The sequence below is a fragment of the Caballeronia sp. EK genome, assembly GCF_014384845.1.
Lineage (GTDB): Bacteria > Pseudomonadota > Gammaproteobacteria > Burkholderiales > Burkholderiaceae > Caballeronia > Caballeronia jiangsuensis.
Genome location: NZ_JACSUE010000019.1, coordinates 54,605 through 72,956, shown reverse-complemented (window position 1 = coordinate 72,956; position 18,352 = coordinate 54,605). Strand labels below are relative to the sequence as shown.

General features: G+C 63.2%; 16 protein-coding genes. 7 read left to right on the top strand and 9 right to left on the bottom strand.

Features of this window, described 5'->3' with window-relative positions; genetic code table 11:
• Positions 1-10: 10 nt before the first annotated feature.
• The 6 genes from IAG25_RS35415 to xth all read left to right on the top strand — a co-directional run bounded on the left by IAG25_RS35415 (position 11) and on the right by xth (position 3,963).
• Positions 11-838, top strand: a complete 828-nt coding sequence (locus IAG25_RS35415) for a hypothetical protein (RefSeq protein WP_187609001.1) — start codon at positions 11-13, stop codon at positions 836-838.
• Positions 839-916: 78 nt separating this feature from the next.
• Positions 917-2,038: a hypothetical protein gene (locus IAG25_RS41740; protein WP_255504188.1), complete on the top strand. Its 1,122-nt coding sequence runs from the start codon at positions 917-919 to the stop codon at positions 2,036-2,038.
• A gap of 339 nt (positions 2,039-2,377) precedes the next feature.
• The gene (locus tag IAG25_RS35405; protein WP_187609000.1) at positions 2,378-2,629 is read left to right on the top strand and encodes a hypothetical protein; all 252 of its coding nucleotides are present in this window, start codon (positions 2,378-2,380) and stop codon (positions 2,627-2,629) included.
• Positions 2,626-2,835, top strand: coding sequence for a hypothetical protein (locus IAG25_RS35400; protein ID WP_187608999.1), 210 nt, complete (start codon positions 2,626-2,628; stop codon positions 2,833-2,835). Before IAG25_RS35405 ends, IAG25_RS35400 begins: the two co-directional genes overlap by 4 nt.
• 13 nt (positions 2,836-2,848) lie before the next feature.
• On the top strand, positions 2,849-3,040 hold the full coding sequence (locus IAG25_RS35395) for a helix-turn-helix transcriptional regulator (protein WP_187608998.1): 192 nt from the start codon (positions 2,849-2,851) through the stop codon (positions 3,038-3,040).
• Between the two features lie 140 nt (positions 3,041-3,180).
• Entirely contained in the window at positions 3,181-3,963 is a 783-nt protein-coding gene (gene xth, locus IAG25_RS35390) for an exodeoxyribonuclease III (RefSeq protein WP_035506460.1), read from the top strand.
• An 18-nt stretch (positions 3,964-3,981) separates the two neighbouring features.
• Here xth and ntrC read toward each other — a convergent pair whose 3' ends face one another.
• From ntrC to glnA, 3 genes are all read right to left on the bottom strand, one after another.
• The gene (gene ntrC / locus IAG25_RS35385; RefSeq protein WP_187608997.1) at positions 3,982-5,466 is read right to left on the bottom strand and encodes a nitrogen regulation protein NR(I); all 1,485 of its coding nucleotides are present in this window, start codon (positions 5,464-5,466) and stop codon (positions 3,982-3,984) included.
• Positions 5,467-5,575: 109 nt separating this feature from the next.
• Entirely contained in the window at positions 5,576-6,718 is a 1,143-nt protein-coding gene (gene glnL, locus IAG25_RS35380; RefSeq protein WP_035506455.1) for a nitrogen regulation protein NR(II), read from the bottom strand.
• 173 nt (positions 6,719-6,891) lie between these two features.
• Positions 6,892-8,307 (bottom strand): type I glutamate--ammonia ligase, encoded by a 1,416-nt coding sequence (gene glnA / locus IAG25_RS35375; RefSeq protein ID WP_061119874.1) that lies wholly within the window; start codon positions 8,305-8,307, stop codon positions 6,892-6,894.
• A gap of 328 nt (positions 8,308-8,635) precedes the next feature.
• On the opposite strand from glnA, the gene IAG25_RS35370 reads away from it, so the two are divergent.
• On the top strand, positions 8,636-9,100 hold the full coding sequence (locus IAG25_RS35370) for a rhodanese-like domain-containing protein (RefSeq protein ID WP_187608996.1): 465 nt from the start codon (positions 8,636-8,638) through the stop codon (positions 9,098-9,100).
• A 6-nt stretch (positions 9,101-9,106) separates the two neighbouring features.
• Here the strand turns inward: IAG25_RS35370 and IAG25_RS35365 are convergent, their stop codons facing one another.
• The 6 genes from IAG25_RS35365 to hrpA form a co-directional block, all read right to left on the bottom strand.
• Positions 9,107-9,802 carry a copper homeostasis protein CutC gene (locus tag IAG25_RS35365; RefSeq protein ID WP_187608995.1) on the bottom strand — a complete coding sequence of 232 codons (696 nt, stop codon included), beginning with the start codon at positions 9,800-9,802 and terminating at the stop codon, positions 9,107-9,109.
• The gene (locus IAG25_RS35360; protein ID WP_187608994.1) at positions 9,799-10,620 is read right to left on the bottom strand and encodes a competence/damage-inducible protein A; all 822 of its coding nucleotides are present in this window, start codon (positions 10,618-10,620) and stop codon (positions 9,799-9,801) included. The genes IAG25_RS35365 and IAG25_RS35360 overlap by 4 nt, the downstream gene beginning before the upstream one ends.
• Before the next feature lie 16 nt (positions 10,621-10,636).
• On the bottom strand, positions 10,637-11,488 hold the full coding sequence (locus IAG25_RS35355; protein ID WP_187608993.1) for an EI24 domain-containing protein: 852 nt from the start codon (positions 11,486-11,488) through the stop codon (positions 10,637-10,639).
• 75 nt (positions 11,489-11,563) lie between these two features.
• Entirely contained in the window at positions 11,564-12,583 is a 1,020-nt protein-coding gene (locus tag IAG25_RS35350) for a sterol desaturase family protein (protein ID WP_187608992.1), read from the bottom strand.
• Positions 12,584-12,671: 88 nt separating this feature from the next.
• Positions 12,672-13,685: a YVTN family beta-propeller repeat protein gene (locus IAG25_RS35345; RefSeq protein ID WP_187608991.1), complete on the bottom strand. Its 1,014-nt coding sequence runs from the start codon at positions 13,683-13,685 to the stop codon at positions 12,672-12,674.
• Positions 13,686-13,822: 137 nt separating this feature from the next.
• Entirely contained in the window at positions 13,823-18,343 is a 4,521-nt protein-coding gene (gene hrpA, locus IAG25_RS35340) for an ATP-dependent RNA helicase HrpA (protein ID WP_255504184.1), read from the bottom strand.
• Positions 18,344-18,352 lie beyond the last annotated feature (9 nt).

The window sequence follows — 18,352 nt, the reverse complement described above, 5'->3', positions numbered from 1 at the left end:
CGAGGGAAGCATGAGCGAGAAGAAGAAGCCCGCACAGGGCGACGAAGTGTATGACATCCACGGCCGCGCGGGCATCTTCGTGGCGCAGGCTTCGACTGGCTACATCGTTGAGCCGATCCACGAGCATGAGGATTATGACGAGCCGATCTATGGCTCTCCCGAGACGTGGAAAGAAGTGTTCTCGTCGCCGCCGACGCAGAAGCTTCATGCTGAAGTCGCAGAAGTCGAGGCGAAACTCAAGACGGTTCTCGACGAACTGCACGCGGTACGCGCAGAACGGCACGCTGAAGACGCCGCGTATCAGGCGCGTGCGGCGCTGCGCAAGCAGTTCAAGCAGCTGGAAAAGCTCGACGACTTCATCGCCGGGAAGATCACGCACTTCCTCGTATCGGAGGGTGACTATTACCCGCCGCGCATTGAGGAATTCGAGAGCTTCATCAAGACGAAAGACCGATACGACAAGCAGCTTCGTCTGCTCTCGCTGTACGGGGATTCGAAAGGCGATCTGACTTGGAATCTCGACCGCTATTCGGACGGATCGGGCGATAGCTGGCGGCACGGAAATGCATGGCCGGCAACGTCATACGAGGACGCGGTTTCGCTGCTGTCCGGCTTCCTTGAAAAGCGGTACGCAATGCTGCGCAAGGAAGATCCGAAAATGCGCGGCCGTGCCTCGATGTATGCAGACGCGGCGCGCAAATACGGTCTGACCGTGCCGGACGACATCGCGGAATGGGCCGAACAGAGCAGCGCAGAAGCGAAAGCAAAGACGATCGAGGCCGCGCGCAAGGCGATGGAAGAGGCAAAGGCGCGATATGACGCCGCCCTGAAATCGTGACCCGCCTCCTCCCCACCTTCCGTGCCCTGCTCGAAGCACTCAGATTGGTGATTGGACAGACTGTTATTGCGAGAGAACATGACTGAAAACGATATTGCACGCGTGATTTTCGCGAACCTTTTCCCGCGCGGCATGTGTCCGGCAGATTGGGACAGCGGCGCGATCCTTGGACCCGATAACTGCGTTCGCGAACAATTCCTCATGGCTGCCCGCGCACTTCTCTCCGCGAGCATCGCCGACACAGCGGGGGCGAAGCCGTTTCAAGCGCGCGTGCAGCCGTGGCTGATGGAGTGCTTCGGCGCCATGATCGCGGGCGACCGCGAGGAACGGAACCATCGCTTTATCGAAGAAGCGTTGGAGCTTGTGCAGGCGTGCGGCATGGGCGCTAGCGAAGCGCACCAGTTGGTCGATTACGTCTATGGGCGTCCGGTCGGTGAGCCGCATCAGGAAGTCGGTGGCGTCATGGTCACGCTCGCTGCGCTGTGCCTTGCGAATGATCTCGACATGCATGAAGCGGCAGAGACGGAACTGGCGCGCATCTGGACGAAGGTCGAACAGATCCGCGCAAAGCAGGCAGCGAAGCCGAAGCATTCGCCATTACCGCAAGCCATCGCCGCCCCTCCCGCGCCTTCGGTAGCCGATGCGGCGGGGGCGAGTGAGACGAGGCCGATTCAAGAAATGACAAGCGTTGTTCGCAACCCTGACTACGCGACGCCCACAGACGTTAATCGGGACGAAGCCTACCGCATGATTGCAGACGCTCCTGTGCCCGGTATCGACTCAGAGGCGGCCAGTGCATCGAACTGGGCGTTCGAAGCCGCCAAGATTAACTTTGACCGAATCCACGCGGTGGTTATGGAGTTCGGGTGCCGCCCGCAAGACACTGTCGTTGATTGGCTTCGAGAGCGACTGACCGCTGCTCAGATCGATCGATTCGAATGTGCTGCCCGGAAACAAGGAACGGCAGGAGGGAACGATGCGGCTGATTGCGATTGGCCTGGATGCGGCTGCGATCCGAAAGCAAACCGAGTCTTCGAATCACTGGAGGAAAGCGGTCTGTTTCAAGAAGCCGAGCGGTATCGATGGGCGAGATCGCCAGAAAACGGCAACGCAATGTACATCTGGATTTCAGAAGGCAATGCTGGCGGCAATCTCGACAAGTTGATCGACGCCGCAATCGCCAAGGAGAAGCAGACGTGAAAACGGTGCTTCTATCGACGCTTAGCTACTGGAGTACATGCTTGGCCGTTGCATTCACCCCTCATAACTTACAACCGATCCCCATCGCACTCGGGTTTTGCGCTCTGATGCTGACCTTTGTGCAAGACCATCGGGAAGGAGAGCGCTCATGACTAGCCGCGATAAGCGATATGCCGAATGGCTCGCGTCCCACGTGAACAAATGGGGGCACCCGCCGAGTCCGGGAGAAGCATGGGCCGAAGCGGAGCGCCAAGCGCTGGAGCGTGCGATTCGAGTCACAGCGGAAGCCAAGACGACGAGCCACGCATGCGACGCTATTAGAGATCTGATGGAGCCGAAATGACCGACGCCGAAATCGATGCAATCAACATGGCCGGCATTGAAGCAGCACTCAATAGTGCGGGGTCTTGGTCATATCTCGACTTCGCTCGCGCCGTCGAGCGACAAGCGCTGGAGCGGGCGCTTGCGTCAGCCAAAGCTGTAAAGACCGAATTGCGAGCACAAGGGCTCTTACCTTGCTCGAACGGTGCGGGGCTCGCGGCTTACGCCATCCGCGCCCTGATTGAAGGCACATCGAAGGAGTCGACATGACCAGCCACGAACGATTTATGAAATGGCGTTCCACGGCCAAACTGTACGGCAGAGACTCTGCCCCTTGCGCCTGGGAGGCATGGCAAGAAGCTGAGCGTATGGCGTTGGAACGGGCGGCGGAGCGCTGCATGTCCATCCTTGGATACCCGTCGCGCGAGTACTACGCGGACGCGATCCGCGCCATGATCAAACAAGACGGCAACTGACCCAGATAACGAAATGAACACGACCACCACGCCCCCGAAGCTCTACCGAATCAGCGCTGTCATGGCGCAACTCGGCGTCTCGCGCGCGACGATCTATCGAATGGTCGCAGCAGGCAAGCTGCGCCTCGTGAAGATCGGAGAGCGTTCGAGTGGCATCACGGCCGAAAGCATCGACCAGCTGATCGATTCTTCGCCGTCGAAGTGATGCCGGATAGAATGTCTGCCGTCGCTTTCCCACCCGATTCCTTACCACGGAACGGGTGGGTAGCTAGGTGGGTAGCCAGAACGCGCCGAACCACCTACCCAACCCATCAAAAGCCCGCCTGATAAGCCTGAGAATTTCTCGTGAAGATAGCCACCTGGAACGTCAACTCCCTCAAAGTCCGCCAGCAACACGTCATCGACTGGCTGGCCGCTTCACAAGTCGACGTGCTGTGTCTTCAGGAACTGAAGCTCCCCGACGAGAAATTCCCTCGCGCCGAGCTCGAAGCCGCCGGCTTCAAAAGCTGGTTCGCGGGACAGAAGACCTACAACGGCGTCGGCATTCTGGTCAGGTCCGACGCAGGCTTCGAAGTGGATGAGATCAGCGTCGTGCGCAACATCCCCGGTTTCGAGGACTTGCAGCAGCGCGTGATCGCCGCGACGATCGACGGCGTGCGCATCATCTCCGCCTACTTCCCGAACGGCCAGGCGCCCGGCTCCGAGAAATTCGCCTATAAGATGCGCTGGCTCGATGCGCTGCGCGAATGGCTGCGCGAGGACATGGCGCGTCACCCGCAGCTTGCGCTACTGGGCGATTACAACATCGCACCGGAAGACCGCGACGTGCACGATCCGAAAGCCTGGGAAGGACAGAACCTCGTCTCGCCAGAGGAGCGCGCGCACTTCGCGCAGCTCGTCGAGCTAGGACTCACCGATGCCTTCCGCAAGTTCGAGCAGCCCGAGAAGCTCTTCACGTGGTGGGATTACCGGATGATGGCGTTCCGCCGCAACGCGGGGCTGCGCATCGATCACATTCTGCTGTCGGAGCAGCTCGCGGCGCGTTGCACGTCGTGCGAAGTGGACAAGGTGCCGCGCAAGTGGGATCAGCCGTCGGACCACGCTCCCGTGATCGCGACCATCGACTGATCCCTGCCCCACCGACGCTCACGCGTCGAGATGCAGTTCCTGAATCTTGCGCGTGATCGTATTGCGGCCGATGCCCAGCCGTTCCGCCGCCTCGACCTTGCGCCCGCGCGTGAAATCGAGCGCCTCGCGGATCACCGCGGCTTCGAAACGGCGCGCGAGTTCGTCCATCACGTCGGCGGAGTTTTCGCGCAAAAGGCGCGCGACTTCGGTGCGCAAGCCGTTCTCCCACACGCTGGCCGCAACGCCCGCCACCGAAGGCGCCGATGCCACCGCGCCGTTCTGTGCCGCGGGAGCCGGGGCCACCGCGCCATCGGACGAAACGGCGATGGCCTCCGCCGCATAGTCCTGGCGCGGCGTGAGATCGGGCGGCAGATCCTTCTGCTCGATCACCTGCGCGGGCGCCATCACCGTGAGCCAGTTGCACAGGTTCTCCAGTTGACGCACGTTGCCGGGAAACGGCAGCGATGCGAGATACGCAAGCGCCGCGTCCGACACGCGCTTGGGCTCGACGCCCAGATCGCGCGCGCTCTTCTGCAGGAAATGGCGCGCGAGCAGTGGAATATCTTCGCTGCGCTCGCGCAACGCCGGCAGACGCAGGCGAATCACGTTCAGGCGGTGATACAAGTCCTCGCGGAACAAGCCCTGCCGCACGCGCGCATCGAGATTCTGATGCGTCGCCGCGATCACCCGCACGTTCGCCTTCAGCGGATTGTGCCCGCCCACGCGATAGAACTGCCCATCCGACAGCACGCGCAACAGGCGCGTCTGAAGATCGAACGGCATGTCGCCGATTTCATCGAGAAAGAGCGTGCCGTTCTCGGCCTGCTCGAAGCGGCCCTGGCGCATCGCCTGCGCGCCCGTGAACGCGCCGCGCTCGTGGCCGAACAGTTCGGACTCCAGCAGATCCTTCGGAATCGCCGCCGTGTTCAGCGCAATGAACGGTCCGTTCGCGCGTGGGCTATGTCGGTGCAAAGCGCGCGCGACAAGCTCCTTTCCGGTGCCTGATTCGCCCGTGATGAGCACGGTCGCCGCCGAATGCGACAGACGGCCGATCGCGCGGAACATATCCTGCATCGCCGGCGCCTGGCCGAGCATCTCGGGCGTCTCCGTCACGCGCTCGTCGACGGCCGCTTCGCCGCGCATGCTTTCGTCGACGGCGCGGCGGATCAGCTCGACGGCCTTGTCGACATCGAAAGGCTTGGCGAGGTATTCGAACGCGCCGCCCTGGAACGCGGCCACGGCGCTGTCCAGGTCCGAGAACGCCGTCATGATGATGACGGGCAGCCCCGGCAAGCGGTCGCGCACGGTCTGCAGGAGCTCAAGCCCCGAGCCGCCCGGCATGCGGATGTCGGAGACGAGCACTTGCGGGCTTTCTCCTTCGAGCGCGGCGAGTGCATCGCGCACGCCGGAGAAGCTGCGCGTCGTGAAGTTTTCTCGTGCGAGCGCCTTTTCCAGCACCCAGCGGATGGATTGGTCGTCGTCTACTATCCAGATCGGCTTCATATCGTTCGGCGAGAAGTCTTCGTATGGTTCGGTGTGAGCCCGTCGAAACGGTCAGGCTTCGATGCCTGATGGGTCACGTGCTTCGCGTGACGTCGCTGGTCGATCGTGATCAATTCTCAAACGGCAACAGGATGGCGAATTCGGTGCAGCCCGGCCGGCTCTCGACTTCGATCAGGCCATCGTGCTGATGGACGAACGATTGCGCGAGCGTGAGACCAAGACCGCTGCCGTCTTCCCTGCCCGATACGAGCGGGAAGAAGATCCGGTCGCGGATTTCGCTGGGGATGCCGGGACCGTTGTCAGTGATATGCAAGTCCAATGCCAGTTTGTGCAGCTTCTTGCCGATCGTCACTTTGCGCGCGATGCGCGTGCGCAGTTCGATCCTCGCATCGCCTTGTGAAATGCGCTCCTTCAGCGCTTCGGCCGCATTGCGCACGACGTTGAGCAGCGCCTGAATCAGTTGCTCCTTGTCGCCGCGCAGGTCGGGCACGCTCACGTCGTAGTCGCGCTCGATCGTGAGGCCGCGCGGAAACTCCGCGAGAATCACGGCCCGCACGCGCTCGCATACTTCGTGGATGTTCACGTCGCCCACGATATGCGGATGCCGGTGCGGCTCAAGCAAGCGATCGACGAGTGTCTGCAGCCGATCCGATTCCTTGATGATGACCTGCGTGTATTCGCGCAGTTCGTCGCGTTCGCGCGCGCCGAGTTCGAATTCGAGCAACTGCGCCGCGCCGCGAATCCCGCCGAGCGGATTCTTGATCTCGTGCGCGAGATTGCGGATCAGTTGCTTGTTGACGGCCGTGAGGTCGTGGATGCGCTCTTCGCGATCGGTACGCAGATGGCGCTCGTTCTCGAAGAGTTCGAGCAACACGTATTCGGGCGCCGCTTCGAGATAGCCGACGATGGCATGCACATGCACCGGCTCGCGGCTCTGACGTTCGAGCACCGCATCGAGCCGCGTCGCGTTGAAGCGGTTCTCCGCGATCGACGCGATCGTGGTCGCCAGCTCGTCCGAATTCGCGAAGAGCTCGGGCCAGTTCATCTGCGTCAGCTGCTTGCGCGACATCTCCAGCATCGCTTCGGCCGAAGGGTTCGCGTACGCGATCCTGAGATTGCGTATGTCCAGAACGAGCACGTTCGTGGGCAGCGCTTCGAATCCCGGGAGAAGCCCGCTTCCCGCGAGTCGCGAGTCGTCTGTCAGCGCATCGGCGTGACCCTTGCGCGCCTTGATGAGGTTCTTTAGCACCATCGTGCAATGGTTGAGGTCGTTCGTGAGACCGATCTTCTTCTCGTTCTATGACATTGCGGCGATTAAAAAAGGGACGGCGCGCCGTCCCTTTTCTTCACTGCATCGCATGCGTCGCGCGCTTCGCTTGACTGCTCACCACGAAACGCGCTCGGGTCATGCGGGCGTGCGTCGCTTTACAGCGAGTAGTACATCTCGAACTCGATCGGATGCACCGCCTGACGATAACGCTGCAGCTCGTTCGTCTTCAGTTCGATGTATGCGTCGAGCATCGAATCCGTGAACACGCCGCCGCGCGTCAGGAACTCGCGATCCGCGTCGAGCGCATCGAGTGCCTGGTCGAGGCCGGCGCACACGGTCGGGATCTTCTTGTCTTCTTCCGGCGGCAGGTCGTACAGATTCTTGTCCGCGGCTTCGCCCGGATGAATCTTGTTCTGCACGCCGTCGAGACCCGCCATCATCAGCGCGGAGAAGCACAGGTACGGGTTCGCCAGCGGATCCGGGAAGCGCGTTTCGATACGGCGGCCCTTCGGGTTCGAGACGTGCGGAATACGGATCGATGCCGAACGGTTACGAGCCGAGTAAGCCAGCTTCACGGGCGCTTCGAAGTGCGGCACGAGACGCTTGTACGAGTTCGTACCCGGGTTCGTGATCGCGTTCAGCGCGCGCGCGTGCTTGATGATCCCGCCGATGTAGAACAGCGCGAATTCCGACAGACCGGCGTAGCCGTTGCCCGCGAACAGGTTCTGGCCGTCTTTCCAGATCGACTGGTGGACGTGCATGCCCGAACCGTTGTCGCCGACGATCGGCTTCGGCATGAACGTCGCCGTCTTGCCATACGTGTGCGCCACGTTATGGATGATGTACTTCATCTGCTGCAGCCAGTCCGCGCGCTGAACCAGCGTCGAGAACTTGGTGCCGATTTCGTTCTGACCCTGGCCCGCCACTTCGTGGTGGTGCACTTCGACCGGAATGCCGATCTGCTCGAGCAACAGACACATTTCCGAGCGGATGTCCTGGAACGTATCGACCGGCGCGACCGGGAAATAGCCGCCCTTCGTGCCCGGACGGTGACCGGTGTTGCCGCCTTCGAATTCCTTCGCCGACGACCACGGCGCTTCTTCCGAGCCGATCTTCACGAACGTGCCCGACTGGTCCGTGTTCCACTGCACCGAGTCGAAAATGAAGAATTCCGGTTCCGGACCGAAGAACGCGGTGTCGCCCAGGCCCGAGCTCTTGAGATAGGCTTCCGCGCGTCGCGCGAGCGAACGCGGGTCGCGCTCGTAGCCCTTGCCGTCGGCGGGCTCGACCACGTCGCAGGTCAGAACCAGCGTCGACTCTTCATAGAACGGGTCGATGAACGCGGTATCCGCATCCGGCACGAGCAGCATGTCCGACGCTTCGATGCCCTTCCAGCCTGCGATGGACGAACCGTCGAAAGCGTGGCCGCTTTCAAATTTGTCTTCGTCGAATGCCGAAACCGGCACGGATACGTGTTGTTCTTTGCCGCGCGTGTCGGTGAAACGGAAGTCGACGAACTTGACGTCCTCGTCCTTGACGAGTTGCATGACGTCGGCCACGGATTTACTCATTACCTATCTCCTGATTAACAAAAGTCGGCGAATCGCTTCGCCGCCCCGACCAATCCTGTATATCAATTCAATCGAGGATGGAAAGGCAGCTTCCGTGCCAAGCGCACCATCTTTGCGCTAAGCGCTTGAAGCAGCGCGCGTTTTGAAGCAATCCTTGTTGCGCTGCAAATCGGATGCGCACCTTTTCGGTGCGCACTCGGTTGTCCAGTAATATCAAAGCACGTTTTCGGTGCATCGTGTCGCTCTTGCACCAGTATCGCGCATCGGTCTGTCCGGCTTAAGCCGCGCGCTAGAATGATTCTTTGCGCTTAACGGAGACCGATACGCCATGAGCACGCTCGAACAACTCTATAGCCAGGCCAGCAAACGCGCCGCCGAGAACAGCCTCACGTACGCGGGCGCCTTCTCACCCGCCGAGGCGTTCGAACTCCTGCAACTCGATCCGCGCGTGCGCCTCGTCGATGTTCGCACGCGTGCCGAGCTGGACTGGGTCGGCCGCCCGGCCATCGATGGCGCGCAGTACGCGCATATCGAGTGGATCCGCTACCCCGGCTCCGTGCCGAATGCCGAGTTTATCGAACAATTGCGACAGGTCGCCACCCCGGATACGCCTGTCGTGTTTTTGTGCCGCAGCGCCGCGCGTTCGAAGCTCGCGGCGGTCGCGGCGCAGAAGGAGGGTTATGCGCAGGCGTATGACCTGCTGGAAGGCTTCGAAGGCGATAAGGATGGGCAGGGGCATCGGAAAACGGTGTCGGGATGGTGTTTCCGGAAGCTGCCGTGGATCGGGGCTTGATGTTGTTTAGTCCGGCGCGTCGAGCAACGTCCGCACGCGCCTGACCCTCGCTTCATCGACAGGCGCGAGCCCCTTCCCGTCGACGCGCACACCCGAGCCGAAGTGCACCGCGCGCGCACCCGTCGATGCAACGAAGGGCTGCACGGCATCGACGCTCAGTCCGGCGCCCGCGAGCACCGTGCAGCGCGTTCCGGCCGCCCTTTCGACGAGCTTCGCAATCGTCGTCCGCGCTTCCAGCACCGATGGCTTGCCGCCCGACGTCAACACGTTAGTCACGGCATCGAAAGTCAGCAGCGTATCGAACGCGGCGAAGAGATCGCGTGCTTCGTCAAATGCGCGGTGAAACGTGAGCTGCAAGCCGTCCGCCGCTTCGATCACGCGCGCGAGGCCGTCGGTGTCGACATCGCCATTCGCGTTCAGCATGCCCACGACGATCGCGTTCGCCCGCGTCTTCGCCACTGCGCGCACGTCGCGAAGGATGACCGCGTAGTCGTCGGCATCGTAGACGAACGAGCGGCTGTGCGGCCGCACGATCACGTTCACCGGAATGCCGACCGCGTCGACCACCGCTTCGATCAGCCCGATGCTCGGCGTCAGTCCGCCCTCGCCCATCGCCGTGATGAGCTCCAGCCGGTTCGCGCCGCCGCGTTCCGCCGCGCGCGCATCGGCAACCGTGGTCGCGATAACTTCCAGCAGCGTCACTTCGTTTCCTCCGGCGGCACTTCGACGACCTCGCCGCCCAGCGCGATCACGCCTTCACGCAGCACGTCGAACGCCGCATTCGCCTGCTCCGGATCGCCCTTGACGCCCAGATCGATGTGCGAGCGCGCGTAAAGCGCCCCGCGCGCCGCATCGCCGACGCTCGGCAGGCTGAACGCCCGCACGCCGTCAAAATCGCGCTCGATCGCAACCATCAGCGGCGTGATGCGCGATTCCGGCAGGCCGAACACCAGCAGCGAGCGCTCCACATGCGGCGTCGCATGATGAAGATGCGCGTACTTCGTGTCGAGCACCCACTCGAGCATCGGCCAGGCCATCACCGGAAAGCCCGGCACGAAGTGATGATCGCCGACCGTGAAGCCGGGGATCTTGTTGTAGCTGTTCGGAATGATCTCCGCGCCCTGCGGAAACGTGCCCATGTTCAGGCGATGCAGATTCTCCGGCGACTCCAGATCGACCGGCTTGTCGCCCGCCTGAGCCGCCGTGTCGCGGATGCGCGCGCGGATCAGCTCCGCCGCTTCCGGATGCAGGGCGAGCGGCACGCCGAGCGCCTGCGCGGCGCACTGACGCGTGTGATCGTCCGGCGTCGCGCCGATGCCGCCCGTCGAAAAAACGATATCGCCGGACGCGAAAGTTCGCGCGAGCGTCGCGGTGATGCGCGCGGGATCGTCGCCGACGTATTCGGCCCAGTCGAGCGACAGGCCGCGCGCGCCCAGCAGTTCGATGATTTTCGGCAGATGCTTGTCGGTGCGTCGGCCGGACAGAATCTCGTCGCCGATGATGATGACGCCAATGCCCATGAGTGCCCCTTTGTTCTTACAGTGAAACGTCGCGGGATTCGACCGTGATCGCCGGATAATGCGGCTCGTTCGCGCGCAGGCGCTCGAGCGCGTGCAGACAGTAATGCGCGAACCACAACGCGGAAAACACGAGGATGAACGCATACGCCCAGATCGTCACGGCCGCGACGACCGGGAAAAGCGGCAAGAGCCATACGGACCACGCCCAGAGCATCGTCGGCACGGAACTCAGAAGGCCGCTCACGATGCCGATCGCGAGCAAAGGCCAGCGCGCATCACGCACGATCACGCGGCGCTCCTCCGCGCTGGCATGCAGCGCGAGCGCGTCGTAAGTCATCACGCGATACGTCAGCCAGCCCCACAGCAGCGGCGGAATCAGCGCGAAGAACGGCGGGATCAGCCAAAAGGGCAGCGTGACGACCAGCAACACGAGACACACAAGCGTAGTCACGACCGAGTGCCCGAGACTGCCGTACCACGAGCCGCCGCGCCGTTCTTCGAGCGACGAATAATGCCCTCTCGGTTTGCGCGTGAGCAGCGTGACGACGCCCGGCATCGAGAGCGTCGCGATCAGCAGCAGCACCGTGACGACGATCAGCGGCACCGTCATGATGACGACGAGGAACGGCGCGATCACCGCGTGCAGCGACGAGAAGCCGACCGTATCGAAGAGGCGGTACATCGCGGATGTGAGCGCCCAGCCGTCGAGCCAGCTGTTCGCGGCGCCCGTGAGCGTCTGCCAGAAGAACCAGAGGAGCGCGCCCCACAGCACCGTGGCGACGCCGAAAGGCATCAGCGTCAGCCACAGCATGCGCGGATGAAAGACGTTCGCGAGCGCGCGCACGAACGAACGCAGCAGGTCACTCATGCGTGATTCGAAGAAGAAAGAGGAACCGACAGGATAAACCAGCGCCGCGCGCGGCCGCTCGTCGTGGCGGAACGTTCAGACGGCCGCCGAGTTGTCCGAAGCGGACGCGCCCGCGCGCCGCGCGGAAACGCGCGCGGCGATGCGCCTGAACGCGAGCCAGTGCTGCTCGATGAAACCGTCGCCGTAATGCACCGGCTTCACGCCCGGCGCGCCGAGCTGGTCGCGGATGCCGGTCGGCTCGACCGTGCGGTCGAACGATGCCGAGCGGAACAGGATGTCCCAGAACGAGAACAGCACGCCGAAGTTGCAGCCGTAGGTCGTGCCTTCGTGACCGAAGCCGATCGCGTGATGACGCCGATGAAACGCCGGACTCACGACGATGCGGTCGAAGAGCCAGCCGAAGTGCAGCCGGATGTTCGCGTGCTGCACGCTCTGCATGAAATTCGTGATGGCGACGAGCACGACGAATTGCGACGGCTCCACGCCGATCACGAGCGCGACACAGGCGAAAAAGCTCGCCTGCAGAATGTCGTCGAGCAGATGGTTGCGATCGTCCGTCCAAAGCGACATCTTCTGCTGGCTGTGATGCACCGCGTGCAGTTCCCACCAGATGCCGAAGCGATGCTCCAGACGGTGATACCAGTAGCCCGCGAAATCGAGGATCAGCAGATAAATGACGAACGTGACGAGCGGCTGCGTCGTGACGCCCGGCCACAGATTGTCGATTTCGAGATTCGGCACGTTATGGATGCGCAGCCAGCTCTGCATCGAATCGAAGAGCGGCTGGAACGTGAAGAAGAAAAACAGGTTGAGGATGCCGAGCTTGACGATCCACGTGTAGAGCACGTCCACGCGCACACCCTTGCGGTCCTTCCATTCCTCCGCGGGGCGGAAGGCTTCGAGCGGGCGCAGGATCGCGTACATCGCGAGCACTTCCAGCACGCCGACGATCACCCAGTAGAGCGCGTCGTACGTGTCCTCGTCGTAGTCCATCAGGCCGATCTTGAACAGCGCCGGCTGCACGACATCGACATAGAGAAGCGTCTGAAGCCAGGAAACGAGACCGTCCAGCGACGAAAGAATGGAATGAAACATGGTGCTCCGTGGTGCTTGCGGCCGTCCGGTGCGCCGGCCTTTCCTCAATCCTAGTATAGGGCGCGCCAGGCGCCCTCTGCTGCTCCGCTTACGCCCCGTTGGGCGCCGTCACCGGTGCGCGGTTGAAGAAATAAATGCCGTGCGGCGAGCGGCCGACCTTGATGGTTTCGATCAGCTTACGATTCGCGAGGTCGATCACGCCGACGTGCTTCGCGAAGCGGAACGTAACCCACAGATACTTCTTGTCGGCGGAAAGTTCCATGTCGTCCGGGCCAGGCAGCAGACCGGTGATATCGCCGACATTGGTGAGCGTGTCCTCGTCGATGATGCTGATCGTGTTCGCCACGCGATTCGACACCAGCACGTGCTTGCCGTCGACCATCGAACGGAAGTTGTGCGCGCCCTTGCCCGTCGTGATGGTCTTGACGATCTTCTGGTTGCGCCAGTCGACCACGGCCACGTAGTCCGCACCCGTCATGCCGACGAGCAGATACTTGTCTTGCGGCGTGAGCCAGACGCCGGCGGGCACCTTGCCGACCTTCATCTTCCATTTCACGGTCTGCGTTGCCAGGTCGATCGCGGCGATTTCACCGGACACCTGCAGCGAGATGAACGCGGTCGAACTGTCGTTCGTGAACGCGATGTGGCTCGGCATCGTCGCGAGCGGCAGGCGCTTCGCGATGCTCAGGTTCTTGCCGTCAAAATGGTAGATGTCGAGGCGATCGAGACGCAGGCCCGTCGACACGAACCATTTCCGGTCCGGCGAAAAACCGAGCTGATACGGGTCTTCGATGTCCTGCACCCAGCGCTGGAACGCGCCGGTTTTCGGATCGACGAACATCAGGTTGTTCGACACCGAATTCGCGACGATCAGCGACGAGCTGTCGGGCGTCGGCATCAGATGGTGCGGCTCCTTGCCGGTGGGCACGGTGCCGACGACCTGATGCGTGTTTTCGTCGATCAGGCTCAGCGTGGCTTCCGCCGAGTTGAGCACGATGACATTGTTGGCGAACGCTGCGGTGGCGAGGAAAGCGGCGCCGGTAGCAAGCGCCGCGCGTGCGGCGGCCGCACGGAAACGGCCGGAACAGAAAATATTGCGCATGGAAAATAGGCTTCGGGAGGCAGGCGTCATTGTAGAACGTTTGCCTCGCGCGGCGCGTTGACCGGCTGCGGCTTTTTGCGCAGTACGCTGCACCTGCGCAAGAAACGGCGTGTTGCTGCAAGGTTTTCCGTCACGGTCTAGCGCTGCATCGATTCCCAGACCTTGTGGAGCCGTTTCACCGAAACAGGCATCGGCGTGCGTAATTCCTGCGCGAACAGCGACACGCGCAGTTCTTCCAGCAGCCAGCGGTACTCCGAAAGCCGCACGTCCGCGACGCCGCCGCGCTGCGAAATCGCCCGCTGATAATGCTGCGCGAGCGGTTGCAGATCGCTGAAAAGACGCGCGTCGCGGGCCGGATCGGCCTTGAGCTTGTCGATGCGCATGCCGATCCCCTTCAGATAGCGGGGAAAGTGCGCGAGCTGCGCATACGGCGTATCGATGACGAAGCGCTTGCCGATAAGCGCGCCGAGTTGCGCCTGCATGTCCGCATACGCCGATGTGAACGTCTTTGCCTGCGCCAGCTTTTTCGCGAGCGCCGCATATTCGGCCAGAATCGCGCCGACGAGCCGCGCGATTTCCTGCGCAAGCAGCGTCAGACGGCCTTTCGCGGCGTCGCGGCGGGCGTGGAAACTGGCGTCGTCGTCGGGCAGCGGGTCTTGCAGGCACGCGCGATCGAGCGCCGTCTCGACGATCTGGTCGCGCAATTCATCCGACGTGCCGAGCGCCATGTACTGCATGGACATTTCGCGCAGGCCCGGCAGGTTTTTCTCCAGATAGCGAATCGGCTCGCGCAGTTGCAGCGCGAAGAGCCGCCGCAATCCCGCGCGATGGATGCGCGCCGCTTCCTCGGGCGAATCGAACACTTCGACGTCGCAATGCGTGCCGCGATCGACGAGCGCCGGATAACCGAAGAGCGTCTGCCCGCGACGGCGGATTTCCAGCAATTCGGGCAGCTTGCCGAAATTCCAGGTGGTCAGATTCTCGTAAAGCGCGGTGCCGACCCCAGCCGGTTGCGTTTGCGGCGCGGATTCCGATTCGCCCGAGAGCGCGTCGAAAGCCGCCGCCGACGTCAGCTTCTGGAACACCTGCTGCGCCTGTGCGCCGAGCTCCGTGCGCAACTGCGCGAGATTGCGGCCCATCGCGAGTTGGCGGCCGTGCTCGTCGATCACCTTGAAGTTCATGAACAGATGCGCGGGCAGCGTTTCGAGCTTGAAATCCGCGCTCTTCACGGCGAATTGCGTTTGCTCGCGAATATCCGCGATGAGCGAATCGACGAGCGCGCCCGCGCCGAATTTCGGCCCCGCATGACGCCCGGCGAAACCCGCCGCGTACTCCGGCAACGGCACGACGTGACGGCGCAATTTCTGCGGTAGCGATTTCAGCAGCAGTTGCGCCTTCTCCTTAACCATGCCTGGGACGAGCCATTCGACGCGGCGCGCATCGACCTGATTCAGCCCGTACAGCGGCACCGCGAGCGTGACGCCGTCGCGCGGCGAGCCCGGCTCGAAGTGATACGTAAGTGACATCTCGATGCCCGACATCGTCATGCGCTTCGGGAACAGGTCGGTCGTGACGCCGGCGGCTTCGTGGCGCATCAGGTCGTCGCGCGAGAGGAAAAGCAGCTTTTCGTTGCCCTCTTTCTTCTGCTCGTCGCGATACCAGCGCTCGAACGCCGCGCCCGTCCACATGCCTTCGGGAATCAGCGAATCGTAGAAGCCGTAGATGAGTTCATCGTCGACGAGCACGTCCTGGCGACGCGACTTGTGCTCCAGTTGCTCGATGTCGGCGACCAGCTTGCGGTTGTGCGCGAAGAACGGCAGGCGCGTATCGAATTCGCCTTCGACGAGCGCGCCGCGGATGAACAGCTCACGCGCGTATTTCGGGTCCTGCTTGCCGAAACTCACGCGGCGGCGTGCGTAGACGGTCAGCCCGTAAAGCGTCGCGCGCTCGTAGGCGACGACCTGCGCGGCCTTCTTTTCCCAATGCGCATCGGAAAGCGACGTTTTCAGCAAATGCGCGCCGACGGTTTCCAGCCATTCCGGCTCGATCTTCGCGATCGTGCGCGCATACAGCCGACTCGTTTCGATGAGCTCGCCCGCCATCACCCAGCGCCCCGCTTTCTTCAGGAGCGCCGAGCCCGGCCACAAATGGAACTTGATGCCGCGCGCGCCGAGATAATGCGGCTCGTCGTCGGCTTTCAATCCGACGTTGCCGAGAAGACCGGTCAGGAGCGACAGATGCACCTGTTCGAACGTCGCTTCCGATTCGTTCAGACGCCAGCCGTGCTCGCGCACGACCGTCAGCAATTGCGAATGCACGTCGCGCCATTCGCGCAGCCGCAGGTGCGACAGAAAATTCGCGCGGCACGCATCGGCGAGCTGCTTGTTCGACTTCTTGTGCGCGACGGCTTCCTCGAACCACTTCCAGATGCGCGTCCATTGCAGGAACTCGGAGCGCTCGTCGACGAACTGCCGGTGCGCCTGGTCCGCCTGCTCCTGCGCCTCGATCGGCCGGTCGCGCGGATCCTGCACCGACAATGCCGACGCGATGATCAGCACTTCCGCGAGCGCATGATGATCGCGCGCGGCGAGGATCATCCGTCCGACGCGCGGATCGAGCGGCAGGCGCGCGAGTTCGCGGCCGAGCGGCGTGAGCGCGTTGTCGTCATCGACGGCACCGAGTTCGTTCAGCAACTGATAGCCGTCCGCGATCGCGCGGCCCGGCGGCGGCTCGATGAACGGAAAGGTTTCGATCGCCGTCAGATGCAGCGACTTCATCCGCAGAATCACGGCGGCCAGCGACGAGCGCAGGATTTCCGGATCGGTGAAGCGCGGCCGCGTCTGAAAATCCGCTTCGTCGTAGAGCCGCACGCACACGCCGTCCGCGACGCGCCCGCAGCGGCCCGCGCGCTGATTCGCCGCCGCCTGCGACACCGGCTCGATCTGCAGCTGCTCGACCTTGTTGCGATACGAATAGCGCTTCACGCGCGCCATGCCGGTATCGACGACGTAGCGAATGCCCGGCACCGTCAGCGACGTTTCCGCGACGTTGGTCGCGAGCACGATGCGCCGTGCATTCGACGGCCTGAACACGCGCTCCTGCTCCTGCGCGGAGAGGCGCGCGAAGAGCGGCAGGATTTCCGTGTGCGGTGGATGGTGTTTGCGAAGCGCCTCGGCGGCGTCGCGGATTTCGCGCTCGCCGGGCAGGAACACGAGCACGTCGCCGGGGCCGACGCGGCACAGTTCGTCGACGGCATCGACGATGGCTTCCATCAGATCGCGGTCGGTCTTGCGATCGTTGCGCCGGGGCAGCGTGCCTTGCGCGTTCTTGATCGCCTCGCTTTCCTCTTCGATCGGCCGATAGCGCACTTCCACCGGATACAGCCGCCCGCTCACCTCGATCACCGGCGCGGGCTTTTCGTCGCTGCCGAAATGGCGCGCGAAACGCTCGGCGTCGATGGTCGCCGACGTGACGATCAGCTTCAGATCGGGACGCTTCGGAAGGATTTCCTTCAGATAGCCGAGCAGAAAGTCGATGTTGAGGCTGCGTTCGTGCGCCTCGTCGATGATGATCGTGTCATACGCGTTGAGCAGCGGATCGGTCTGCGTTTCGGCGAGCAGGATGCCGTCGGTCATCAGCTTGACGGACGCGCCCGGCGCGAGATTGTCCGTGAAGCGCACCTTGTAGCCGACGACTTCGCCGAAAGGCGTGCCGAGTTCCTCCGCGATGCGCCGTCCCGTGGCCGAAGCGGCGATCCGGCGCGGCTGCGTGTGACCGATGAGACCGCTGCCGCCCGCGCCGAGACCGCGCCCGAGTGCGAGGCAGATTTTCGGAAGCTGCGTGGTCTTGCCCGAGCCGGTCTCGCCGCTGACGATCACGACCTGATTCGCCGCGATCGCGCGTGCGATTTCCTCGCGCCGGCCGGAGACCGGCAGCGCTTCGGGGAAGACGATCGGCGGAATCGCGTTCGGTGTGACGATGCGTGGTGGACGCGGTTCGCGAGGCTCGCGCGGTGCGGGCGGGCGTTCGGCGGCTCGTCCGGGGGCGACAGGCTCGCGGCGCGCGACGGGCGCGGGCCGTTCGTTTCGATGCTCGGCGCGTTGGGCGTCGTGCTTGCGCGTGTCGGCTGGCTTGGTCGGCGCGCCGCCGTCCGGTCGCTCGGCTCGATGCCCCTCGCGCGGCGGACGCGCGTCTTGCGCGTGGCGAGTGTCATCGCGCTTCGCGGGCGCGGCCTTATCGGATGCGGCGAGCGGCTCGCGCACCGGAGCGCGATCCGTTTTCGCGGCAAGCGCGGGCTTCTGCTTCGTCCGATCGCGGATCGGCTCCGCAGGCTGCGGCTGTCGAGGCGGCGGCGGACGTTTCGTCGCCGAAGTGCCACTCTGCCCGCGCGTCATTTCCACGGCCTTGCCGTGCGCGACGCTTTTCTGCTGCGGCGACGCCGACGCAGCAGGCGCGCCCGCCGCGAACCGCCGCGCGGCGAGTTCCTTCTTGCTCAACCCCGCTTCGCCGGAATCGCCGGACGCGCCCCCGCCCTCCCACGCTTCGCGCAGCAGATTTTCACGCAGTTGTCGCAACTGCTCCTGAGGATCGAGGGATTTATCGGCGGACTGAGACTTGCCCGCCTGATCGGGACGTGATGGACGAGAAACATTCGGCATAGCGTCGCA